This is a genomic window from Sutcliffiella tianshenii, from assembly GCF_016908565.1.
In the GTDB taxonomy this organism is placed as follows: domain Bacteria; phylum Bacillota; class Bacilli; order Bacillales; family Bacillaceae_I; genus Sutcliffiella_A; species Sutcliffiella_A tianshenii.
Map to the genome: position 1 here is coordinate 65,564 of NZ_JAFBED010000012.1, position 23,342 is coordinate 88,905.

General features: G+C 48.2%; 26 protein-coding genes, 2 rRNA genes and 1 riboswitch. Of the genes, 9 read left to right on the plus strand and 19 right to left on the minus strand.

Annotated elements, in window-relative coordinates:
- The first annotated feature begins 47 nt into the window (after positions 1-47).
- Positions 48-134, plus strand: coding sequence for an EYxxD motif small membrane protein (locus tag JOC95_RS21630; RefSeq protein WP_338083125.1), 87 nt, complete (start codon positions 48-50; stop codon positions 132-134).
- Here JOC95_RS21630 and purD read toward each other — a convergent pair.
- From purD to JOC95_RS18920, 15 genes are all read right to left on the minus strand, one after another.
- Positions 106-1,380, minus strand: coding sequence for a phosphoribosylamine--glycine ligase (gene purD, locus JOC95_RS18850; protein ID WP_204419110.1), 1,275 nt, complete (start codon positions 1,378-1,380; stop codon positions 106-108). The two genes, JOC95_RS21630 and purD, sit on opposite strands and share 29 nt — an antisense overlap.
- 33 nt (positions 1,381-1,413) lie before the next feature.
- Positions 1,414-2,943 (minus strand): bifunctional phosphoribosylaminoimidazolecarboxamide formyltransferase/IMP cyclohydrolase, encoded by a 1,530-nt coding sequence (purH, locus tag JOC95_RS18855; RefSeq protein ID WP_204419113.1) that lies wholly within the window; start codon positions 2,941-2,943, stop codon positions 1,414-1,416.
- Positions 2,940-3,527 carry a phosphoribosylglycinamide formyltransferase gene (purN, locus tag JOC95_RS18860; protein WP_204419115.1) on the minus strand — a complete coding sequence of 196 codons (588 nt, stop codon included), beginning with the start codon at positions 3,525-3,527 and terminating at the stop codon, positions 2,940-2,942. The genes purH and purN overlap by 4 nt, the downstream gene beginning before the upstream one ends.
- Entirely contained in the window at positions 3,524-4,564 is a 1,041-nt protein-coding gene (gene purM / locus JOC95_RS18865) for a phosphoribosylformylglycinamidine cyclo-ligase (protein ID WP_204419117.1), read from the minus strand. Before purM ends, purN begins: the two co-directional genes overlap by 4 nt.
- A gap of 112 nt (positions 4,565-4,676) precedes the next feature.
- Complete coding sequence (locus tag JOC95_RS18870; protein WP_204419120.1) at positions 4,677-4,859, minus strand: hypothetical protein; 183 nt, start codon at positions 4,857-4,859, stop codon at positions 4,677-4,679.
- Positions 4,860-4,984: 125 nt separating this feature from the next.
- A complete protein-coding gene (gene purF / locus JOC95_RS18875) occupies positions 4,985-6,397 on the minus strand; it encodes an amidophosphoribosyltransferase (protein ID WP_204419123.1) in 1,413 nt (470 codons plus the stop codon).
- On the minus strand, positions 6,382-8,601 hold the full coding sequence (purL, locus tag JOC95_RS18880) for a phosphoribosylformylglycinamidine synthase subunit PurL (RefSeq protein WP_204419125.1): 2,220 nt from the start codon (positions 8,599-8,601) through the stop codon (positions 6,382-6,384). The genes purF and purL overlap by 16 nt, the downstream gene beginning before the upstream one ends.
- Positions 8,585-9,271: a phosphoribosylformylglycinamidine synthase subunit PurQ gene (gene purQ / locus JOC95_RS18885; RefSeq protein ID WP_204419128.1), complete on the minus strand. Its 687-nt coding sequence runs from the start codon at positions 9,269-9,271 to the stop codon at positions 8,585-8,587. Before purQ ends, purL begins: the two co-directional genes overlap by 17 nt.
- Positions 9,268-9,522 carry a phosphoribosylformylglycinamidine synthase subunit PurS gene (purS, locus tag JOC95_RS18890; RefSeq protein WP_204419130.1) on the minus strand — a complete coding sequence of 85 codons (255 nt, stop codon included), beginning with the start codon at positions 9,520-9,522 and terminating at the stop codon, positions 9,268-9,270. The genes purQ and purS overlap by 4 nt, the downstream gene beginning before the upstream one ends.
- Positions 9,515-10,234 (minus strand): phosphoribosylaminoimidazolesuccinocarboxamide synthase, encoded by a 720-nt coding sequence (purC, locus tag JOC95_RS18895; RefSeq protein ID WP_204419133.1) that lies wholly within the window; start codon positions 10,232-10,234, stop codon positions 9,515-9,517. The genes purS and purC overlap by 8 nt, the downstream gene beginning before the upstream one ends.
- Before the next feature lie 65 nt (positions 10,235-10,299).
- A complete protein-coding gene (purB, locus tag JOC95_RS18900) occupies positions 10,300-11,592 on the minus strand; it encodes an adenylosuccinate lyase (RefSeq protein ID WP_204419135.1) in 1,293 nt (430 codons plus the stop codon).
- Positions 11,589-12,734, minus strand: a complete 1,146-nt coding sequence (purK, locus tag JOC95_RS18905; protein ID WP_204419137.1) for a 5-(carboxyamino)imidazole ribonucleotide synthase — start codon at positions 12,732-12,734, stop codon at positions 11,589-11,591. The genes purB and purK overlap by 4 nt, the downstream gene beginning before the upstream one ends.
- Positions 12,727-13,215 carry a 5-(carboxyamino)imidazole ribonucleotide mutase gene (gene purE / locus JOC95_RS18910; protein ID WP_204419139.1) on the minus strand — a complete coding sequence of 163 codons (489 nt, stop codon included), beginning with the start codon at positions 13,213-13,215 and terminating at the stop codon, positions 12,727-12,729. The genes purK and purE overlap by 8 nt, the downstream gene beginning before the upstream one ends.
- A 135-nt stretch (positions 13,216-13,350) precedes the next feature.
- Positions 13,351-13,453: riboswitch (purine riboswitch) on the minus strand.
- 92 nt (positions 13,454-13,545) lie between these two features.
- Positions 13,546-13,752, minus strand: a complete 207-nt coding sequence (locus JOC95_RS18915; protein WP_204419141.1) for an NETI motif-containing protein — start codon at positions 13,750-13,752, stop codon at positions 13,546-13,548.
- Positions 13,716-14,270: a DUF2179 domain-containing protein gene (locus JOC95_RS18920; RefSeq protein ID WP_204419176.1), complete on the minus strand. Its 555-nt coding sequence runs from the start codon at positions 14,268-14,270 to the stop codon at positions 13,716-13,718. The genes JOC95_RS18915 and JOC95_RS18920 overlap by 37 nt, the downstream gene beginning before the upstream one ends.
- A gap of 208 nt (positions 14,271-14,478) precedes the next feature.
- On the opposite strand from JOC95_RS18920, the gene JOC95_RS18925 reads away from it, so the two are divergent.
- Positions 14,479-16,011, plus strand: coding sequence for a glycine betaine uptake BCCT transporter (locus JOC95_RS18925; protein ID WP_204419144.1), 1,533 nt, complete (start codon positions 14,479-14,481; stop codon positions 16,009-16,011).
- A gap of 56 nt (positions 16,012-16,067) precedes the next feature.
- Here the strand turns inward: JOC95_RS18925 and JOC95_RS18930 are convergent, their stop codons facing one another.
- Positions 16,068-17,315, minus strand: coding sequence for an MFS transporter (locus tag JOC95_RS18930; RefSeq protein ID WP_204419146.1), 1,248 nt, complete (start codon positions 17,313-17,315; stop codon positions 16,068-16,070).
- Positions 17,316-17,581: 266 nt separating this feature from the next.
- On the opposite strand from JOC95_RS18930, the gene JOC95_RS18935 reads away from it, so the two are divergent.
- From JOC95_RS18935 to JOC95_RS18965, 7 genes are all read left to right on the plus strand, one after another.
- On the plus strand, positions 17,582-18,025 hold the full coding sequence (locus JOC95_RS18935) for an Hsp20/alpha crystallin family protein (RefSeq protein ID WP_204419178.1): 444 nt from the start codon (positions 17,582-17,584) through the stop codon (positions 18,023-18,025).
- A 172-nt stretch (positions 18,026-18,197) separates the two neighbouring features.
- Positions 18,198-18,749, plus strand: coding sequence for an RNA polymerase sigma factor SigY (gene sigY, locus JOC95_RS18940; protein ID WP_204419148.1), 552 nt, complete (start codon positions 18,198-18,200; stop codon positions 18,747-18,749).
- Complete coding sequence (locus JOC95_RS18945; protein ID WP_204419151.1) at positions 18,730-19,059, plus strand: YxlC family protein; 330 nt, start codon at positions 18,730-18,732, stop codon at positions 19,057-19,059. The genes sigY and JOC95_RS18945 overlap by 20 nt, the downstream gene beginning before the upstream one ends.
- On the plus strand, positions 19,056-19,265 hold the full coding sequence (locus tag JOC95_RS18950; RefSeq protein WP_204419154.1) for a transcriptional regulator: 210 nt from the start codon (positions 19,056-19,058) through the stop codon (positions 19,263-19,265). The genes JOC95_RS18945 and JOC95_RS18950 overlap by 4 nt, the downstream gene beginning before the upstream one ends.
- Positions 19,266-19,268: 3 nt before the next feature.
- On the plus strand, positions 19,269-19,457 hold the full coding sequence (locus JOC95_RS18955; RefSeq protein ID WP_204419156.1) for a PLDc N-terminal domain-containing protein: 189 nt from the start codon (positions 19,269-19,271) through the stop codon (positions 19,455-19,457).
- 15 nt (positions 19,458-19,472) lie between these two features.
- A complete protein-coding gene (locus JOC95_RS18960; RefSeq protein WP_204419158.1) occupies positions 19,473-20,369 on the plus strand; it encodes an ATP-binding cassette domain-containing protein in 897 nt (298 codons plus the stop codon).
- A complete protein-coding gene (locus JOC95_RS18965) occupies positions 20,366-21,142 on the plus strand; it encodes an ABC transporter permease (protein WP_204419161.1) in 777 nt (258 codons plus the stop codon). The genes JOC95_RS18960 and JOC95_RS18965 overlap by 4 nt, the downstream gene beginning before the upstream one ends.
- Before the next feature lie 19 nt (positions 21,143-21,161).
- Here JOC95_RS18965 and JOC95_RS18970 read toward each other — a convergent pair whose 3' ends face one another.
- The 3 genes from JOC95_RS18970 to JOC95_RS18980 form a co-directional block, all read right to left on the minus strand.
- Positions 21,162-21,698, minus strand: coding sequence for a P-loop NTPase family protein (locus JOC95_RS18970; RefSeq protein WP_204419180.1), 537 nt, complete (start codon positions 21,696-21,698; stop codon positions 21,162-21,164).
- Positions 21,699-22,948: 1,250 nt separating this feature from the next.
- A 5S ribosomal RNA gene (gene rrf, locus JOC95_RS18975) occupies positions 22,949-23,065 on the minus strand.
- Between the two features lie 79 nt (positions 23,066-23,144).
- Positions 23,145-23,342 (minus strand): 23S ribosomal RNA (locus JOC95_RS18980); the annotation flags it as partial.

The following is a 23,342-nucleotide window of genomic DNA, read 5'->3' on the forward strand; positions in this document are numbered from 1 at the left end:
CCCATTGAAGGAGGTTGGTCTGTATGTTCTGGGAGTATTTGACGGATATGTCGTTTGTGTTGGCTTCGTTGATCGGCGGTATTGTGGCGATTCTGTTTGTGTTTGTTAAACGGAAGAAACGCCGGCCGCAATAGCTTTGTGGGCTATATCCTTACGATGGAAGAGGTTGTCGCTCTTCACCTTTTCAAGCTCTGCATATACCTTTTGCTGAGCAGTTTCCAAAGATGGGTCCTTTGCTGCCACAAGCAGCACCCTTCCGCCATTTGTGACGAGGCGCCCTGCCTCATCCCTGTCTGTGCCGGCGTGAAATACCATCGCCCCGTCGACCTCTTCGATACCTTCGATCACTCCACCGTTCTCATAGGTTTCCGGATACCCCTTGGAGGCGGACACGACACCGACAACGGCTTCATCGGACCACGCAAGCTCCAACTCCTCCTGCTTCAATACCTTCAAGAACACTTCGCCCAGATCTGACTCCAGCCGCGGCAATACCACCTGCGTTTCCGGATCGCCGAAGCGCGCATTGAATTCGATCACTTTCGGACCTTTCTTTGTCAGGATCAAGCCTGCATACAAGATCCCCACAAACGGTGTCCCTTCACTGACCATCGCTTCAGCAGCAGGAATCAGGATCGTTTCCAGCGCCTCATCCAAGATTTGTTTCGGTATATGAGGGACTGGTGAATAGGCACCCATCCCACCGGTATTCGGCCCTTGGTCGCCGTCGAACGCACGCTTATGATCCTGTGCAATGACCATCGGATAGACCTTTGTGCCATTCACAAAAGCCATGAACGAGAATTCTTCTCCAGCAAGGAATTCCTCGACCACCACTTTGCTTGAGGCTTCCCCGAATTTCGATTCTGCCATCATCTCATGGATCGCTTCAAGTGCTTCCTCATCCGTCATGGCAACGACGACCCCTTTACCTGCTGCCAATCCGTCCGCCTTCAGCACAATCGGAGCGCCCTTACTTTCTATATAAACCCTTGCATCCTCATAAGATTCGAATGTCTCGTAGCCTGCAGTCGGGATGCCGTATTTTTTCATGAGATCCTTTGCAAAGCTTTTGCTCCCTTCGATCAGGGCCGCGGCTTTGCTCGGGCCGAATATCTGCAATCCCGCTTCTACGAATGCATCGACTATCCCATTCAATAAAGGGACTTCCGGTCCAACGACTGTAAGATCGACCGCTTTTTCTTTTGCAAAAGAAATCAGGGCGGACGTGTCCGTTTCATCGATTGGTACATTTGTGCCAAGGCCTTCCATTCCTACATTGCCTGGTGCGATGAAGATTTCTGTAACGGATGGGCTTTGAGAAAGCTTCCAGACGATCGCATGCTCTCTTCCACCTTTTCCAACTACCAATACTCTCATTGAAACTCCTCCAGTCGTGAAAGTAATCTAGGATTAATGCTTGAAATGACGAACTCCCGTAAACACCATTGCGATTCCATATTCATCTGCTTTTTTGATGCTGTCCTCGTCACGGATGGATCCACCTGGTTGGATGATGGCTGTGATGCCTGCTTTTGCAGCAGCTTCCACGGTGTCATCCATCGGGAAGAATGCGTCAGATCCCAGTGCTGAACCTACCGCTTTTTCTCCTGCCTGTTCCATGGCGATCTTTGCTGCGCCAACACGGTTCATCTGTCCTGCGCCGACACCTACTGTTTGATTTCCTTTTGCAAGGACAATGGCATTGGATTTCACATGCTTAACCACTTTCCAGGCAAGCTTGAGGTCCTCCCATTCCTTTTCTGTCGGCTCGCGCTTTGTCGGTACGGTAATATTCGCTTCATCAAGACCCGCATAGTCCTCTTCCTGCACAAGCAATCCGCCGCGGATGGAAGCGTAACGGGTCGCAGTGCCACCCTGATCGCCCATCTCCAGTGTCATCAGGCGAAGGTTTTTCTTTTGCTTCAGCACCGTCAATGCATCGTCTGAGAAGGATGGTGACACAATGATTTCAAGGAACAGCTCATGTAAAAGCTCTGCAGTCGCTTTGTCCACTTCGGTATTGAATGCGACGATGCCGCCAAAGATGGATACCGGATCTGCTTCGTATGCACGCTGGTAGGCTTCAAGTGCAGTCGCCCCGACACCCACCCCACAAGGATTCATGTGTTTGACCGCAACAACCGCAGGCTCGGTGAATTCCTTCACGATCTGAATCGCAGTGTCGGCGTCATTGATGTTGTTGTAGGATAATTCCTTCCCGTGAAGCTGGGTTGCAGAGGCGATCGAGAACTTGGAAGCAAGTGGCGCTTCATAGAATGCCGCCTTCTGATGCGGATTCTCCCCGTAGCGCAGGTCCTGTTTCTTTTCAAAAGTAACGGTCAGTGATTCAGGATGTGCTTCTTCCACCGCTTCTGTCAGATAGCCTGCAATCATGGCGTCATACGCAGCTGTATGGCGGAAAACCTTTGCTGCAAGGCGACGGCGCGTCTCCGGTGTCGTTTTGCCGGATTCCTTGATTTCATTCAAGACTCCCTCATAATCGGCCGGGTCGACCATCACCGTCACATCCTGGTGATTTTTCGCCGAAGCCCTCAGCATCGCAGGGCCGCCGATATCGATATTTTCAATTGCATCTTCAAACGTGGTGCCCTCTTTTGAAATCGTTTCTTTAAAAGGGTACAGATTCACGACGACCAGATCGATCGGCGTGATGCCATGCTCGGAAAGTTGCGCTTGGTGCTTTGCGTCCCCTCTTCTTGCCAAAAGTCCCCCATGGATCATCGGGTGAAGCGTTTTGACACGTCCGTCCAGGATTTCCGGAAAGCCTGTAACCGCGGAGATTCCCCTTACTTGAACGCCGTTTTCCTCCAGGATCGATTTTGTCCCGCCTGTGGAAATGACCTCCACACCCAGTTCAACCAGTTCTTTTACAAAAGGTACGATTCCTGCTTTATTCGAAACACTGACTAAGGCTCTCATCTGATGATTTTCTCTCCTTTATTTAAAAAAAGTTGGTGTAATGTCTTTGGATAAAAAATATGCTCTATTGCCTGTATCTTTTTCTGTAGGGATTCTCTTGTCTCATCCTCGGCCACCTCAATCGCAACCTGCTCGATGATCGGTCCCGTGTCCATGCCTTCATCTACAAAATGAATGGTGATGCCAGTGACCTTCACCCCGTAATCCAGTGCCTGCCCGATTGCATCGAGTCCTGGAAAAGCGGGTAGAAGTGAAGGATGTATGTTCACAATACGATTCTTGTAAGCAGAAAGCAATGTCGGTCCGATCAGCCTCATATAGCCGGCAAGGACGATGAAATCTATCTTGTGTTCCTGAAGCTGATGTAAAACGGCATTTTCATAGGCTGCCTTATCCCCATACTCTTTTGGGACAAAGGATATTGCCTGTACTCCTGCCCGTTCCGCTCTCTCGACTGCATACGCACCAGGCTTATCGCAGATCAAGAGGGCGGGTGTTGCGTCCAAGCGACCTTCCCGGCAGGCATCCAAAATCGCCTGGAAATTGGAGCCGCTCCCTGATGCAAAAATGGCGATCCGGTTCATCTGATTTCTCCCCCGCCGAACGTGATGCCCTCGCCCTCTTTTACACGACCGATAAGATATGCTTTTTCTCCGTTCGCCTCGAGGATCTGTACCACTTCCGGTAAAATCTCTTCATTCACCGCAAGCACCATTCCGATTCCCATATTGAAAATATTGAACATCTCCTTGCGGTTCAATTCTCCCACTTCCTGCAGAAGATCGAATATCGGCGGGATCGGCCATGTGCCATAATCGATTTCCGCCTGCAATCCCTCCGGAAGCATGCGCGGGACATTTTCGATGAAGCCTCCGCCTGTAATATGCGCCATGCCGTTAATATCATACTTTTTCAGCACTTCGAGGATCGGCTTCACATAGATTTTTGTCGGTGTTAAAAGCTCTTCTCCAAGCATTCGGTCAAGTCCTTCATACTTTTGGTCCAATTCCAATTGGCCTTTTTCAAAGACAATTTTGCGCACGAGTGAGTAGCCGTTGCTGTGGATCCCGCTTGAGGAGAGTCCGATCAGCACATTGCCTGGCTTGATATTTTCACCGGTGATGAGACGCTCCTTGTCGACTACGCCAACCGTGAATCCGGCCAGGTCGTATTCCTGCTCATCATACATGCCGGGCATTTCCGCCGTCTCGCCGCCAACAAGAGCACAGCCTGCCTGCTCGCAGCCATCGGCGATCCCTTTTACAATCATTTCGATTCTTTCTGGATCTGCCTTCCCGCATGCAATATAGTCCAGAAAATATAAAGGCTCGGCGCCCTGGACCACTACATCGTTGACACACATCGCAACTGCATCCAATCCTATTGTGTCATGTTTATCAAGATGAAAGGCAAGCATCAGCTTCGTTCCAACGCCGTCTGTCCCTGAAACGAGCACAGGGTTCTTCACGTTCACTTTTGATAAGTCAAAAAGGCCGCCAAATCCTCCGAGACCCCCCATTACCTCAGGTCTCATCGTTCTTGCAACATGCTTTTTCATTCGTGACACCGCTTCGTAGCCTGCTTCTATATCTACACCTGCTTGCTTGTATGCATTTGCCATATGTGTCTCCCTTCCTTGGAAAAAAGTAATATTATTTGCGGGTTTTTGACGTGATGGCCGGTGTGTTTTTGCAGATAAGGTAAAAATGTCTCTAGTGTCGATGGAGATTTGCTTAGAAAAGGGTCGGCAGTTCTCGAGTTCTCGCCCTGAGACCGCAATCGATCCATTTTCGGGTAAAATCGAGCGAAAAACCGTGATAATCGATCCAAAACTCCAGATTATCGATCCGGAATGAAGCATAATCGATCCAAAACCACCCATAATCGATTAATTTACCAAATAACACCAAAAACAAATACACATCTCACACAGACAATCCTGCAATCTCCCCGTAACTCAAAGCTGCTGCCCACACCTACACACACGACACTCCATCAATAGAAAAGCGACGAATCACCCCGCCGCTTTTTTTTAAAAAAATCAGCACTTCTCATGCGGCAATACTGTATCCGGGAAGATCTCGGTCGGATATTTGCCTGTGAAGCATGCCATGCACGCTCCGCCTGTTTCGCCTTCATACGGTCTTGCGATTGCTTCCACCATGCCGCTTGGCGTCAAGAACGACAGTGTATCCGCACCGATCAGCTCGCGCATTTCCTCGATCGAATGGGACGAGGCGATCAGCTCTTCATGGGTGGAGGTATCGATGCCGTAGAAGCATGGATTCTTGATCGGCGGTGAACTGATCCGGACATGGACCTCTGTTGCCCCCGCTTCCCGCAGCATGCGGACGATCCGTTTGCTTGTGGTGCCGCGGACGATCGAATCATCGACCATGACGACACGCTTGCCCTCGACCACGCCGCGCACCGGTGATAGCTTCATCTTCACACCCTGCTCGCGGAGGGATTGCGATGGCTGGATAAAGGTCCGGCCGACGTATCTGTTTTTGATCAGGCCAAGCTCATACGGTATGCCGGAAAACTCTGCATAGCCGATGGCCGCTGAAATGCTGGAATCCGGCACACCAGTCACGACATCCGCTTCGATCGGTGCTTCCATCGCCAGCTGCTTGCCAAGGCTTTTGCGTGCAGTATGAACATTGATGCCATCGATATTGCTGTCAGGTCTTGAAAAATAGATGTATTCCATGCTGCACATCGCACGCTGGGTATGCATCGTGAAGCGCTCCGTGTGAAGGCCGCCGTTATCGATGATCAACAATTCGCCCGGCTCGATGTCACGGATGAAAGTAGCTCCCACCACATCGAATGCACAGGTTTCGGATGCCACCACATACGCATCATTCAATTTTCCAAGAGATAACGGACGCAAACCATTCGGATCGAGCGCCACCATCATTTCCGTTTCCGTCATGATCAGGAATGCATATGCCCCTTTTAGCATAGAAAGGGCATTTTTCACGCGATCCTTTAAAAGGGTATAGCCGCTGCGCTTGATCAGATGCGCCAGCACTTCTGTGTCGGATGTTGTCTGTAAAATGCTTCCCATGCTTTCAAGCTGATGCTTCAATGCGTTGGCATTCACCAGGTTCCCGTTATGCGCAAGTGCGAGACTGCCAGTTTGCGAGTGGAACAAAAGCGGCTGGACGTTCTCATAGCCGCCGCCACCTGCCGTTGCATAGCGCACATGCCCGATCGCCGCTTTTCCATGCAGATCATTCATTTTTCCATTTCCGAACACTTCGTTCACAAGGCCTTCCCCTTTTACTGCCGAAAGCTTCTCCCCATCCGTTGTGACAATTCCCGCTCCCTCTTGGCCACGGTGCTGCAGGCTGTGCAGTCCGTAATAGGTGATTTGGGCGGCTTCGGGATGTCCCCAGATCCCGAACACCCCGCACTCTTCATTTAAGCCTTTCAGTTCAGCAAGCATGGAATTGCTCCTTTCCAAGTACTTCTCATATCATCTACTAAAAGATGGACGGCAACCTCGCGCGACTTCGTTTCGATATGCAACGTGTTCGTCGACGTCACTTCCCCGATAAGGGTCGCCTTTACCATCTGTTCGAACTTCTCTTTGTTTTCAGGTTTCACACTTAAGACAAAACGGGATTGCGTTTCGCTGAATAAGGCTGAAGTCAGCTCGCCTTCCACTGTCACTCTGGCACCAAGTCCATTTGCACCCATCGCACTTTCAGCCAAGGCTACACCAAGTCCGCCTTCTGAAATATCATGGGCCGATGCGACAAGGCCTGCGCGGATCGCTGCGAGCACTTGCCCTTGACGGAATGCTTCCACCTCAAGGTCGATCGCAGGTGCTTTTCCGAAAATCTTGCCGTATGTCATCTTCTGCAGCTCACTGCCGCCAAATTCTGCGCCTGTTTCGCCGATCACATAAATCAGGTCGCCAGCAGCTTTAAATTCCTGTGTCGTGATATGTGAAAGGTCTTCGATCAATCCGACCATCCCTACGACAGGTGTTGGATAAACCGCGACACCGTTTGTTTCGTTATATAGTGACACGTTTCCGCCGATGACCGGTGCCTCTAGTGTTCTGCACGCCTCGCTCATTCCGTCCGTCGCTTTCTCGATCTGCCAGAAGATCTCCGGTTTTTCCGGGTTTCCGAAATTCAGGCAGTCCGTGATCGCCAAAGGCTTCGCGCCGGAACAGACGATGTTGCGCGCCGCTTCCGCTACAGCGATTTTCCCGCCAACTTCTGGATCAAGATAGAGATAGCGAGAGTTGCAGTCTGTTGTCATCGCGAGCGCCTTTTCTGTTCCACGGATGCGGACGACAGCAGCGTCGGAGCCAGGCACGACCACTGTATTTGTGCGTACTTGATAATCATACTGATCATAGACCCATTCCTTGCTTGCGATGGTAGGCTGCTGCAAAAGGGCAAGAAGCGTATCCTCGTAATTTTCCACTGCCGGAACATCCACTTCCATCTCCTGAAACTCTTTATAGTAAAGTGGCTCAGCGGAAGGCTTGTGATAGACAGGGGCTTCCTCGGCCAGCGCATCCACAGGGACGTCTGCGATTACCTCGCCTTTATGAATTAATCGAAGCATTTTATCATCTGTAACTTTTCCAATTGATACTGCTTCTAAGCCGTATTTCGATACAATCTCCTGTGCTTCATGCTCGCGGCCCGCTTCGACCACGATCAGCATGCGCTCCTGGGATTCGGAAAGCATCATTTCATAGCCTGTCATGCCAGTTTCACGCTGTGGTACAAGGTCGAGGTTCATTTCGATCCCTGAACCAGCTTTTGAAGCCATCTCAGCTGAAGAGCTCGTAAGACCAGCCGCTCCCATGTCCTGGATCCCGACCAAGCCGTCCCATTTTACAATCTCAAGGCATGCTTCAAGTAAAAGCTTCTCCATGAACGGATCGCCGACTTGCACTGCCGGGCGCTTTTCCTCTGATGCATCGGATAGCTCCTCGGAAGCGAAGGTTGCACCGTGGATGCCGTCACGCCCTGTTTTTGCCCCAACATACATGACCGTATTGCCGACGCCCTTCGCCTGGCCTTTTTTGATATCCTCATGGTTGATCAAACCGACACACATCGCATTGACCAGCGGGTTGCCGTCGTAGGAAGGGTCGAACTGGATTTCCCCACCTACAGTCGGGATCCCGACACAGTTCCCGTAGCCCGCGATGCCTGCCACTACTTCTTCAAACAAATATTTCACACGCGGAGATGTCAGCTCCCCGAATCGAAGCGAGTTTAATAGCGCAATCGGACGCGCGCCCATCGAGAAGACGTCACGGATGATTCCGCCGACCCCTGTTGCCGCCCCCTGGTATGGTTCAATCGCGGAAGGATGGTTATGGCTCTCAATCTTGAACACTACTGCCTGATTGTCACCGATGTCCACGATCCCCGCTCCCTCACCAGGACCTTGCAAAACTTTAGGCCCCTCTGTCGGGAACTTGCGCAGGACCGGCTTTGAGTTCTTGTAGCTGCAATGCTCAGACCACATTACGGAGAAAAGGCCAGTTTCCGTATAGTTCGGCAGACGCCCAAGAATCTTTTCCACCATTAAAAACTCTTCATCGCTGAGTCCCATTTCTTTATAGATGCCCTCAGACTTGATCATCTCTGGATTTGGTTCAAGAAGTAACGACATGTGATTCCCTCCAATTACGAACAATAGATTTAAAGAGTTTTAACCCATCATCACTGCCCAAAAGCTTGGAAACTGCTCTTTCGGGATGCGGCATCATGCCAAGCACATTGCCTTTTTCGTTTACAATCCCTGCGATATCCTGTAGACTACCATTTGGATTATCACCATAATAGGAGAAAGCAATTTGCCCATTGCTCTTTAACTTCCCAAAAGTTATCTCATCACAGTAATAATTTCCTTCCCCATGTGCGATGGGGATGGTGATAATCTCACCTTTATCGTAGCTTGATGTGAAAAGCGTTTCATTGTTTTCCACTTTCAATTGAACAGGTCGGCACATAAACTTCAAGTTCTGATTTCTTCTCATTGCCCCCGGAAGAAGACCTGACTCAAGCAAAATCTGAAATCCGTTGCATACTCCTAAAATCGGCTTGCCTGCCTCAGCAGCCTTTTGCACCTCAAGCATCACATTGGAAAAGCGTGCGATGGCGCCTGAACGAAGGTAATCTCCGTACGAGAAACCGCCAGGAAGCAAGATCCCGTCATATTCATCCAGGTTCGTGGCATCATGCCATACGTATTCCACTTCTTCACCTAGTTCGTCCTTGATTGCATGATACATATCTACATCACAGTTTGATCCGGGAAACACGATGACTGCAAATTTCACGATCCCACTACCTCCTCCACCTCATAGCGGTAGTCCTCGATTACTGTATTCGCCAGCAATCTCTCACACATTTCCTTCACAAGCACATCCAGGTCACGGTCCGTCTTTTCAATCGTAAGCTCGAGGAACTTCCCGATGCGCACTTCCTCCACCTCTTTGTAGGAAAGGCTATGAAGCGAATTTTTAACAGCTGTCCCCTGCGGATCTAGTACACTCTCTCTTAACGTTACGAATACCTTCACTTTATACATGCTGCTCTCCTCCGATACGCGCTAGAATTTTTTCATATGCATCTGTCAAACTGCCTAAGTTCCTGCGGAAAACATCCTTATCCAATTTCTCATTCGTCTCTTTATCCCAAAGGCGGCATGTGTCAGGTGAAACCTCATCAGCCAGGATGATCGTGCCGTCTGCCGTTTTGCCGAACTCAAGCTTGAAATCGACGAGGGTCAGGCCCCTATTCGCAAAAAATTCCGATAATAAAACGTTGACCTTCTGCGCCAAATGCTTTAACACGTCCACTTCTACAGGTGTTGCAAGCTTCAGGAGACTGATGTGATCTTCGGTGATCAACGGGTCCCCGAGGCTGTCATCCTTATAGTAGAATTCCACGATCGGCTGCTCCAATGCTATGCCTTCATCAATGCCGAGGCGTTTTGCCATGCTGCCTGCGGTCACGTTGCGGACTACCACTTCGAGCGGGATGATGGTGACTTTCTTTACAAGCTGCTCGGTTTGGGATTTCTTTTCGATAAAATGGTTTTCGATGCCGGCTTCATGAAGCATGGAAAATAGTAAACTGGTAATCTCGTTATTTAAACGGCCTTTGCCATCGATTGTTGCCTTTTTTTCCCCGTTAAAAGCGGTTGCAGAATTCTTGTACTCAATCCAGACAATGTTCTCATCTGTTGTTGCATACACCTTTTTCGCTTTGCCCTCATACATAAGGTCTGCTTTTTGCATTGGGGTTGCCTCCTTTTTATGAAAAAGCGGGGACTCAAGCAATCCGTGAGCCCCATCACTCTTTTTTAAAGTCCTAGACGGGTGAAGATTGTATCTACGTGCTGCAGGTGGTAGTTGTAGTCGAAGCAGTCTTCGATCTGTTCTGCTGTGAGGCGGGAGGTGATTTTCTCTTCGCCTTCCACCAACTCGCGGAAGTGGACCTGCTTTTCCCATGCTTCCATCGCTTTTGGCTGGACAGTGTCGTAGGCTTCCTCGCGGGACATGCCTGTGTCAATTAAGGCCAACAGTACACGCTGGGAGTAGATAAGGCCTAGTGTGCGGTCCATGTTGCGCTTCATGTTCTCCGGGAATACCGTCAAGTTCTTGATGATGTTTCCGAAGCGGTTCAGCATGTAGTTCAATGCAATCGTTGAATCAGGCAGGATGATGCGCTCCGCTGATGAGTGGGAGATGTCACGCTCATGCCATAACGGCACGTTCTCATAGGCAGTCATCATGTAACCGCGGATCACACGCGCCAAGCCTGTCATATTCTCAGATCCGATCGGGTTGCGTTTATGCGGCATTGCTGAAGATCCTTTTTGACCTTTTGCGAAGAACTCTTCCACTTCACGCGTTTCACTCTTTTGCAATCCGCGCACTTCCACGGCAAACTTCTCGATGGATGTTGCGATCAGGGCAAGTGTACCAAGGTAGTGGGCGTGGCGGTCACGCTGCAGGGTCTGGGTCGAAATCGGTGCGCGCTGCAAGCCCAATTTTTCACACACATACTCTTCCACGAATGGATCGATGTTGGCATACGTTCCAACCGCTCCGGAGATCTTTCCGAACTCGATGCCTTCTGCCGCCTGCTTGAAGCGCTCGAGGTTACGTTTCATTTCCTCGTACCAAAGGGCAAGCTTCAGGCCGAATGTCGTCGGCTCTGCATGCACGCCATGTGTACGTCCCATCATGACGGTGTATTTATGGTCTTGCGCTTTTTCTTTTAAAATAGTGACAAAGCGTTCCAAGTCAGCCTGAAGAATCGCATTTGCCTGTTTCAGCTGATAGGATAATGCCGTGTCCACCACGTCAGTTGAAGTCAATCCGTAGTGCACCCACTTCTTTTCTTCACCAAGTGTTTCAGATACCGCTCTTGTAAAAGCAACCACGTCATGGCGAGTTTCTGCTTCGATTTCTTTGATGCGCTCGATATCAAATGACGCTTTTTCTCTAAGTACCTTTACGTCTTCCTTCGGGATGTCCCCAAGCTCCGCCCATGCTTCACATGCCAGTATCTCTACTTCCAGCCATGCCTGGAATCTGTTTTCCTCTGTCCAGATAGCGCCCATTTCGGGTCTTGTATAACGTTCAATCATGTTAAAATCCTCCGTTCGTCTTTCTTCCAGATCTCTAGTGTTGCCTCTCGCCCCAAAGCCTGTTCCATTGTATCAGCAAGTATCGTGATGTGTCCCATCTTGCGTTTTTCCTTGTTTTCCTTTTTCCCATAAAGATGAAGCTTCACGTCTTTGTAGTCCGAAATCTGCGCCAGTGCACCTTCGACATGCTCCCCTAATAGATTAACCATTACCACAGGCTTCCATAAGGAGGTTTTTCCAAGCGGCAGACCGCATATCGCGCGGATGTGCTGCTCGAACTGCGATGTTTCACAGGCGTCTATCGTAAAATGCCCTGAATTGTGGGGGCGCGGTGCCAATTCGTTGATGTAGATTGTGCCGTCTTCAAGGAGGAACATCTCCACAGCAAGCGTCCCGATCAGCCCCAGGCTCTCTGCAAGTGCTTCAGCATGAGCAAGCGCTTTTACTTTTACTCTATCATCCACTCTCGCAGGTACGATCGATTTATATAGGATGTTTTCCCGGTGTTCGTTTTCCGCAACAGGGAAGGCTGCTATCTGTCCGTCCGTTCCCCTTGCCACCACAACCGAAATCTCTTTTTGAAAAAGGATCCATTTTTCCAGCACGCACTCCCCATGTGCAAGGAGCTCTGCTGCCTGCTCTAGTGCCGCCTCATCCTTCAGGACAACCTGGCCCTTCCCGTCATAGCCGAAGCGGCATGTTTTCAGTACGGAAGGATAACCAAGCTCCCCGATTGCTTCCATAAGCTCTTCACGTGTTTGGACTTCCCTGTATGGTGCAACCTGAAGGCCCGCTGCCTCGATTGCCCTCTTCTCTGTCCCGCGATGCTGTGTAGCCTGGAGCACCCGGCTTCCTTGAGGAAGATACGCGTTCTCCTCTAACCAGGTCAAGGCCTCGTAATCGATGTTTTCAAATTCATAGGTCACCACATCGGATATCTCCGCGAGCTTCCTGATCGCTTCCTTGTCATCGAAGGCTGCCGTGATTTCCACATCGGCAAGAACACCACACGGGGAATCCGGTGTCGGGTCCAACACTGCAATCCGATAGCCCATCGCCCTTGCCGCAATCGCCATCATCCTGCCAAGCTGTCCGCCGCCAATTATGCCAATCATTGATGAGGGTAGGATTTTCTTAAACAAGATGCTCACTACTTTCCAACACTTGTAAGCGTGTTTTTTCTCGTCTTTCAGCAAGGCGATCGGCGATCTGTTCATCAAAAGCCCCAAGCATCTGTGAGGCTAAAAGTCCCGCATTCGTTGCACCCGCTTTTCCGATTGCCACTGTTGCAACCGGCACGCCGCCTGGCATCTGTACGATCGATAGCAGGCTATCGAGACCATTCAGGCTTTTGGATTGAACCGGGACCCCGATCACAGGCAAGGTCGTTTTCGCTGCGACCATCCCTGGCAGATGCGCTGCACCGCCGGCTCCCGCAATGATCACCTTCAAGCCTTTTTCCCGGGCACCTTCAGCATAGTCAAACATCAAATCCGGGGTACGGTGTGCCGAGACGACCTTCTTTTCGTATGGTATATGTAATTCTTCCAGCACCTCGCAAGCATGCTTCATCGTTTCCCAATCAGACGTGCTTCCCATGATAACTCCGACTTGTGCGTTCATCCCGTCCCATCCTTTCAGGTGCTTTTTTTTTTGAAAATAGGAAAAGCCCAGCATGGACCGCCCCCTTCTAGAGGGAAAGCGATCCACCTGGGCTCTTGCCATGACAAAGCAGACCTATTGCCATGACAAACGAAGATGATCGTAACTTCCCCTCATAGTCCGACCAATTTACGGCGGTCAGGTAGAGACTTATGGGCCATATTCCCAAAATTATATGAGGTTTCATTATTTCGTTGTTATCTACGTTTATCTTATCGGCAAATGCGAATTTTGTCAACGGATATCATGAACATTAAGGTCTAATTATTGAATAACGTTCGTATTTTGGTGTTATTTCTCCACCAATTTACCTTCGAATATGATTTTTTTGCCAATTGGCAGTATTTCTTTATGACCATCCTTTACTACCTCCTGGAAAATGGGCTCTTCCATCCTCCGGGACGGCTTGTATCCCTCTTTTTCCATACGGTTGAGGCACTGGTCTATGCTCTCATTTTCCATCACTTCAAAGCTTCGTTTTCGCGGCGTCTTTCCCATTCTTTGATTTTCCTTTCTTTCACAGCTTTCACCCAGAATCCTCCATGGATGGTTTTCGGTTCATATGCAATGATGAATGCCTTTGGATCATGCTCTTTTATTGCATGGTATAAGCCGACTTCATATTTCCTTGGCGTTAATATCTGCATCGCCATGCGGTCACCTTCCAGACCGTTCGCCTGCCAGTTTGTCACCCCATAGCCTTTTTCCCTTAAAAGCTTTGGCAGATCCTTGTCATATTCTTTTGTGATCACATTGACAGTTGTATAACCAAGTGCAAGCTTTTCCTCAATTTTCATACCGACGATGACCCCGATCCCATACCCTAAGGCATAGGCAATCAGATTTTGTATTTCATCCAGGTTATCCAATACAAGCCCTAGACCGACCACATAGATCACGACTTCCACCATACTGATCCCCGCCGCCAAGTAGCGCTGCCCCTTGAGCGTAAGAATCATCCTTATTGTAAAAAACGACACATAGACAATATTTATTAGAATAATGATTGCTACCATAACCAAGCTGTTTTCTAGCAAAATAAACTGCCTCCCTGTTGCAAATCTAGTTACTAATTTTACGGGAACCTGCTATCTCATGTAAATACCAAAAGCAAATTAGTTGGACTTGCCCACCTTAAATGTTAGGGTAGTATAGTTGTCCGTTTGGAAACAAATACTTTTATCAGAGAGAAGTGATGATCATTTTTAAAGGAGTGAAGACAAATTGAAGAAAACGACCCCTGTATTTATTGTTTCTATTATTGTTGCAGTCTTATTCATCATCTGGGGAGTCCTGCCTGCCAGTATGCTTGGCGACGCAAGCCTGAATGCTGTCACAGGCGATGTCCAGGGCTTCATCGTGGATAAATTTGGATGGTTCTACTTATTGACCGCCACCTTTTTCCTATTATTCAGCGTTATTCTTATATTCACTAAGTACGGCCGCATTAAACTTGGCAAGGACACAGATGAGCCAGAATACAGCTATCTGACCTGGTTCGCCATGTTATTCAGTGCCGGTATGGGTATCGGATTAGTATTTTGGGGTGCCTCAGAACCGATGTATCATTTTTATGCCCCGCCAACAGGTGAAGGGCAAACTGCTGAGTCAGCCCGGGTAGCAATGCGCTATTCATTCTTCCATTGGGGGCTCCACCCATGGGCCATCTATTCGGTGATAGCCCTTGCGCTGGCCTACTTCCAATTCCGCAAAGGAACACCTGGTGTCATCAGTCAGATCCTGCGTCCGATTTTTGGTGACAAGGTGGATGGAAAAATCGGTATATTCATCAACTTCATCGCGGTCTTTGCGACCATTTTCGGTGTGGCGACCTCTCTTGGCCTTGGTGCCATTCAAATCAGTGGGGGACTATCGAGCATCACGCCTGCCATCACGAATAATATCGCGACACAGCTTGTAGTGATTGTGATTGTGACGGTCCTTTTCATGCTTTCTGCACAGACGGGCCTTAACAAGGGAATCAAATATTTGAGCAATCTGAATGTCATCCTGGCAATAGGGTTGATGCTGTTCCTGCTTTTCGCCGGTCCGACCAACTTTATCATGGACCTGTTCACGACTACGGTCGGAGGTTACCTGCAAAGCCTTCCTTCGATGAGCTTCAGAATGTTCCCATTCGATCAGGACAACACCTGGGTACAGGACTGGACCATTTTCTACTGGGCATGGTGGATCGCATGGGCGCCGTTTGTCGGCACCTTCATTGCGCGAATCTCCAAAGGCCGCACCATCCGCGAATTTTTACTCGGGGTACTTTTGGTACCGACGGTGTTCGGCGGACTATGGTTCTCCGTATTCGGTGGTTCCGCGATCTTCCTGGAGTACTTCAAGGACATTCCGGTGTATAGTGTCATCGAATCTCAAGGTATGGAAGTTGCATTGTTCTCAGTGCTGCAGAATTATCCGCTTGGCATGGTCATGTCAGGGCTGGCGATCTTCCTGATCTGTACGTTCTTTATCACATCGGCAGACTCTGCGACCTTCGTATTGGGGATGCAGACGACGAATGGAAGCCTGAACCCGCCTGGATCCGTGAAATTCACATGGGGAATCATCCAATCGGCAGCAGCTGCCATCCTGCTATGGACAGGCGGTCTCGAGGCACTGCAAACCGCCTCCATCATCGCCGCCTTCCCATTCGCCATCATCATGATCCTGATGGTATTCTCGCTGATCAAGGCATTCAAACACGAAAGATTCACAGAAATAAAACCTGATGAGAGAAAGATGAAATAACATGGAAAGGGGCCTGACCCTCAGCGCTTTAAAGCGTTGAGGGTCAGGCCCCTATTTTATTTACCCTTTCGCACCTTACCATAAAGCACTGCCGCAGGAATAATCAGCAGTCCACTGAGGACGATGGCGCTTCGGATGTAGAATCTCGTTGCGACCACTCCGACAAACGGTCCGCCGAATCCTTGCCCGACCGCGTTTCCCTGCCCCATGATGGAGAGGACCGTGGCCCGTGAGCCGCTTTCAAGCTGCTGATTCAACCATGTCTGATAGATCGGCGCAGTGATGGAACCGATGATACCAAGCACCCAGAAGCTGAATATCGCCCAATAGAAGGATGAAGCGAGACCGAAGATGATCGTGAAGGCTATCTGCCCAAGTGTAAAATAGAATAAACTGTTTCGAATGACACGCGGCTTATTCACATCAAATTTCCTTTGATACCATTCCATGGCGCCGATGCTGATCAGGGTACCCACGAAATGGATGATGCCGAACCAGACAACCGGACTTAAGTTACCGAGCTCAGGAAAAGCATACGCCTCCAACAGATGAGCTTCCCAAAGACGGTCAACCCCCTCCGAAGCGGCTCCCATCAATACCGTCACAAGCAGGAGCATCCAGAGTATCGGCTTCTTTTTTATAAAACCGATCCCCGAAACAAAAGTGGATTTCATGGCACGGAACGGCATTTCGACCGCAGCAGGTGCTCTTTCAAACTTATGTTCTTTCATAAAGAAACATAGGAAAATCCCGAGTATTACGTATATGCCTCCCCCAACTATATATGGAAGATTCAATGCGAAGCTTGCCAATACGACACTTACCACGATTCCGATCAGGCTTGCAACTAGACGAAGCTGATTGGCTCTCACAAAAATGGCTGCTATTGTCCCTTCCCCCGCTTCATCCGCAAGCCATGCCTGATCGGCTCCGCTTAGAAATGTCTCACCAAGTCCCCGGATGATCTCCGCCACTAAAAGCGATGCAAAAATAGCCAAAGCCCCAAACGCGAATGCATCCGAAAAATAAGGGATCGAGCCCTCCAGTATAAACGCGCCACCAAGTATGAAGGTCGCAGTGATCACCGAAAACCTCCTGCTATAGGTATCAGCCACCACTCCTGTTATCCCTTCAAAAAGGATGATCGTCACCTCAAGGAAAGTCCCGATGAGAATGAGCTGAAAGGGATTGAGCCCAAGCTCCTCTATATAGTAAATGGCATAGGTTGTGAACATAATCGCGCTCGCAAGCGAGATCAGAAAATGCAAGGTGTAATAGATATGTTTTGTTTCAAGTGAATTCATTGTTACCTACCTTCCAATAAGTAACAACACTTCTTCATTTATGGTCCATGCTGTTACTTATTATTTTGTCGTTCTCCCTGTGTTTTGTTTTCTTGCACATGTAAAGTTTTTTGACATGTTAAACACCTCCAATCTGAAATATATCAAAATGGGAAACCATTGTATTCAAAAATTATTCGACATATTTCTTAGTAGGCACTTACCCATTCCCCCTCGCATAGGCTAATGGAAAGATATTTATGGGTAGAAAGGAAACGTGATACGTGATGATGCCTTTTAATCAATTTAAGAACATGGGGGATTGGCGCAAGCAATGGGATCAGTTTTTCGGGGATGAATTCTGGAATGGATTTGAACCATATTTCCAGAACATGCAGACCCAGACGAACCTCTATAAAAAAGAAAATGAACTCCTATGTGTCATGTGTCTCCCTGGACTCGTCAACCCGGAACAGGTCCAGCTATACGTCCGGCCCCAGCAGCTGGAGGTAAAAGGACAAATCAACCTCGGGATACAAGGCTATGAGCTGATAGAGGAAGGCATCGCCCAAGGCGACTTCCAGCGCAGCTTTGAACTGCCATTTCCAGTACGCGATGACAAAGTCGACGCCACCTACGAAAACGGCCTCCTCTTCATCCAGCTCCACCGCCACATCCCAAGCGACACCAAAAAACAAATCATCATCCAGCATGGAATAAAAAAAGGATAAAAAAACCCTGTGGAGGGGCCAGACCCCCACAGGGTTTTTCTGTTCTATGTCGAATATCTATCAGGTTGGTCTTTTTTACCAATATATTTTTTTATGTTTTTTTATTTTCTTGTGAACGATATTAAATTTAGGAGCGTCTCATGGTTGAACGCATGGAAAGGAGGCATCGAGTTTGGAGCAGGAAGATGATGTTTCTCTAATCAAAAAAGCAATATCCGGGAATGATGATGCTTTTACGCTGCTGTTTCAGCGCTATTATACTTTCTTATACAAATATCTTTTGAAGCTAACCCTAAATGAAGATACCAGCAGCGAACTAGCTCAGGAAACGATGGTCAAATGCTATCGGAATCTTTCCTCCTATAAAGGGGACGGAAAATTCTCCACATGGATGATTTCCATTGCATCCCGGCAATACATTGACACAATCCGAAAAAAAGATCGGGAAAAAAAGAAAATCACAAAGATCATGCACACCTTATCACGACAGCTGAACTGGAATTCCAAAAACAATGGGATGGATTGGAGCGATACTTTTACAGACTTCAATCAGCTCGAAGTGGAAGTCAGAACACCGATACTCCTCCGCCACTATTACGGCTACACCTATGAGGAGATAGGAACCATGCTTGGAATCAAACCTGGAACGGTAAAGTCCCGTGTCCACAATGGAATCAAAATGCTGCGAAAGGAGTGGGACTGCGATGAGCATACAGGAACATGATAAAGACAGCCTAATTTCAAAGCTCCAAAAAGACTGGAAACAGCTTGATAAACTTGGGACGCCACAGATCCCCACCTTGGAAACATTGAACGAACAGCTATATGCTGCAAAAGTCGAAAGAAAAAGGGCATTTCACAAAGAACTGAGCATATTCATCATAACGGCGCTTGTCATCTTGACTGCATTGACTGCCGCGGTCCTGCAAGCACCTGTCATCTTTATCGTCATGCAGGTTACCGCACTGATCGTAGCACCACTCGTTTTCTATATGTTAAGCAAAAGAAAACAGGAAGGCAGCCTTCCATCATGACCGATAAAGAATTATACATTCTCTTGCCGTTGTTCATTCCCATTCTACTGGCGCAAAGTATTCTGTTATTCATCGACGCAAAAAAGAAAGGAAGCTACGCCTGGTTCTGGGGAATCTGGGGACTGCTCGGAGTTCCTACGCCCACTGTGTTCTACCTATTGTTCGTTGTTTGGCCATATCATAGAAAAAAGAAAAAGGAGCTGTAATTTATGATGGAATTAAACTGGGCAATTCTCACACCTATCATCATTCTGCAAGCGATCCTCACGATTGCTGCACTTGTAAGCTGCATCAAGCAGGAAGAAACAAACGGACCTAAATGGTTGTGGATCATCATTATCCTCTTTATCAATATCCTCGGTCCGATCCTATACTTCGTCGTCGGACGAAAAAACTAGTAAGGGGCGAAGATTGTGTTAGCAGAAGTAAAAAACTTAACCAAAACATATAAACAGCATCAAGCAGTGAAAGGCATTTCCTTTCAAATCGAAAAAGGTCAGTGTGTCGCACTCCTCGGCCCGAATGGCGCCGGTAAGACTACCTCCCTGCAGATGCTTGCGGGACTCCTGACACCGACTTCCGGCACGATCCAGTTTCCGGAGCATGAAAAAAAGGACTATCGAGAGCTGATCGGCTTCCTGCCGCAGCATCCCTCCTTTTTTTCCTGGATGACGCCAAAGGAATTCCTAACATTCGCCGGCAAACTCTCCCATCTTCCTAAAAAGCAATTGACTGCCAAAATTGACGAAGTACTGGAGTTTGTAAGCCTTACGGATGTGAAAAATAAAAAGATTGGCGGCTTTTCAGGGGGGATGAAACAGCGTCTCGGATTGGCACAGGCCCTCCTGCATGACCCTGAGCTTCTCATCCTCGACGAACCGGTTTCCGCACTTGATCCAAACGGCCGACGTGATGTATTGAGAATCCTTGAAGAATTGAAAAGTAAAATGACCATCCTGTTCTCCACCCATGTCCTGCACGACGCCGAACAGGTTTGCGACAGCGTCATCATGCTTAAAGATGGAGAAATCAAATGGGACGGCAGTCTTGCCTCCTTAAAGGAGAATCACTCCACCTCCGCCATCAGGATCAAAACTGCGGAATCACTGGAACAGACTTTTACAGGTATACCGAAACTGACCAATATCGACTACCAGGATTCCCACACAGCAACCCTCTACTATGAAGAAACATCATTTAGCACCCATCATCTTTTAAACAGATTAGTAGAAAACAGAATGACTCTATTACATTTTGAAAAATTACAAGATTCCCTAGAGGATGCGTATATGAAGGTGATGAACTCATGAGGAACTTCCTGACACTATTTCAAAAAGAACTGACAGAAAGCATGCGTAACGGAAAGTGGATCTGGCTACCGATTGCCATCATCCTGATCGGCATCAGCCAGCCTATCACCACCTATTACATGCCACAGATTCTTGAATCTGCCGGCAACCTGCCAGAAGGAGCAGTAATAGAAATACCAACTCCCTCAGGTGAAGAAGTGCTCGCCTCCACCTTAGGCCAATTCGGGTCAATCGGGACACTATTATTCGTCCTTGGATCCATGAGTGCCATATCCATGGAGCGTCAAAACAGCTCCCTTACACTTGTGATGGTCCGCCCGGTCAGCCCGTTCCAATACATCGCAAGCAAATGGGCATCCCAGCTGCTCATTGCGCTGGTCTCTTTCATCGCAAGCTACGTGCTCGTCTGGTATTATACAAATCTTTTATTCACTTCTGTCGATTGGAAGTTCATGCTCTCCAGTCTCGGCATATACAGCCTGTGGATCCTGTTCATCATCTCGGTCACCACACTTGCAGGAACCCTACTTAAAGCATCAAGCGGAATTGCCGGTATTAGCATCGCCCTACTTGGCGTCCTCTCAGTATCATCCGGTCTGTTCACAAGATTCATGGAATGGAGTCCGACAAACCTGAGAACCCATGCATCCGGTGTACTTATGAATGGGGAACTATTGGAAAACGGCATGCTGGTGATCCTTACAACTGTTGGATTATCTTTGATTTTCGTTTGGTTTGCCACTCTTAATTTCAAGAGATTTGAACAGTTCTAAAAAAAGAAAGGAGGATTGCTTAGTTTGCAATCTTCCTTTTTTGATTTTCGATCCTACTTATGTACGCTTCTATTTCCTTTTGGTTTCTCAGTACTATGATGGTCCTGCCATTTCCATATTGACGGAAACGCTCTCTCATCTTTCTTTTTCGAGCATGATAGGTGGTATAAATGAATTTTATGAATGACCATTCCATCTTCTCTTCGCAGCCTTCCCCCATGTCAGGCCTTGTCTTGCCAAGGTTTATCAGCCAGCGCTTGATCACCCGGTATAAGCATGTATAAAGTGGAATCTCCAAGTATATCATCGTATCTGCATGCTTTGCCCTTAAATCGAAAGTGCCAGTGTAGTTACCTTCTATAATCCATCCCTGCTTATGCTTGATGATGTCCTGCTGCGCTTGTGCAAATTCTTCCTTGCTCGCTTCCACCCAATTCGGCTTCCAATAAAGCCGGTCAAGATGATGCACCTCAATCTCCAATGCCTTACCTAACCTCCGCGCAAACGTAGACTTCCCAGCTCCCGCAGATACCCCTATGACCATGATCCGTTTAATGGAAATCCCCCCCTTTGTTGTAGATTATTAGTATAGCTTAAATTATTGTTGGTGGCGACAAGTAGGAAGTGAGGTTATTTGAGCAATTTCATTATTTGATTCAGAAGACAGATGAACTTATGAGCGGGAGATTATAATGGCTTGTATCATACCCTCGATAATTAGTTTTTAAAGAAGTGAAGACATCATCCAACTTGATTGCTCCCCCCATTAACTGGTTTTTGGTTGAGTGGAGGTATCATTCTGCTTTTTTGATACCTTCACTATCTGGTTTTTGGCTCAGTGAGGGTATCATTTGGTCTGATTGATTCCCTCACTGCATGATTTTGAGTGGTGATAGGGAATCATTCCGTCTGATTGATTCCCTCACTGCATGATTTTGAGTGGGGTTAGGGTATCATTCGGTCTGATTGATTCCCTCACTGCTTGATTTTGAGTGGGGTTAGGGTATCATTTGGTCTGATTGATTCCCTCACTGCATGATTTTGAGTGGTGATAGGGTATCATTCCGTCTGATTGATTCCCTCACTGCATGATTTTGAGTGGTGATAGGGAATCATTCCGTCTGATTGATTCCCTCACTGCATGATTTCGAACAAAGTCAGGGTATCATTCCGCCTGTTTGATTCCCTCGCTGCTTGATTTTGAGTGGGGTTAGGGTATCATTCGGTCAAGTAAACAACTACCTGACCCCGCCACCCACCAATCCTCCTCTTCACCAGTGCCTGGCCCCTCCATCCACTATCAACCTCTTTCTCCACCAAACTAAAAAAGAGGTGCCTGGCACTGATGAGCACCATCCCCTAACTACGCCAATCCAAAGATGCAAACCAAAAACCAAACACAAGAAAGACCAGCACCTCTTTCTTACCGTCATCCCCACTCTTTACCCTCTATCACGGTACGATTCACTCCCTTTCTTACCGTCATCCCTTCTGTTTCACTGTTATCTCGGCACGAATAGCTCCTTTTCTTACTGTCATCCCTTTTATTTCCCCTCTATCACGGTACAAAACACGCCATATCCTTCCTTCACCCTCCCACACACACACCAGTGCCTGGCCCCTTCACCCACTAACCACCCACTTTCTCCCCCAAACAAAAAAAGAGGGGCCTGGCACTTATCAGCACCGCCCCCCACAACAAAAAATACAAAGTCAATCACCAACACAACACCCCATCCAAACCCCAAACCCAAACCAACACAAAAAAAGACCAGCACCCAAAGCGCTGATCTCTCCTCTAAACTTGCCTGGCAACGTCCTACTCTCACAGGGGGACAGCCCCCAACTACCATCGGCGCTGAAGAGCTTAACTTCCGTGTTCGGTATGGGAACGGGTGTGGCCTCTTCGCCATCATTACCAGACATATTCAGTTGAAGGATGTTCCTTCAAAACTAGATAACGTTTTTCTTATCAAGATTCACTAGTGTCGTTCATTGTTTTTGGGTTAAGTCCTCGATCGATTAGTATTCGTCAGCTCCACATGTCGCCATGCTTCCACCTCGAACCTATCTACCTGATCATCTTTCAGGGATCTTACTTGCCGAAGCAAAAGGAAATCTCATCTTGAGGGGGGCTTCATGCTTAGATGCTTTCAGCACTTATCCCGTCCGCACGTAGCTACCCAGCTATGCCTTTGGC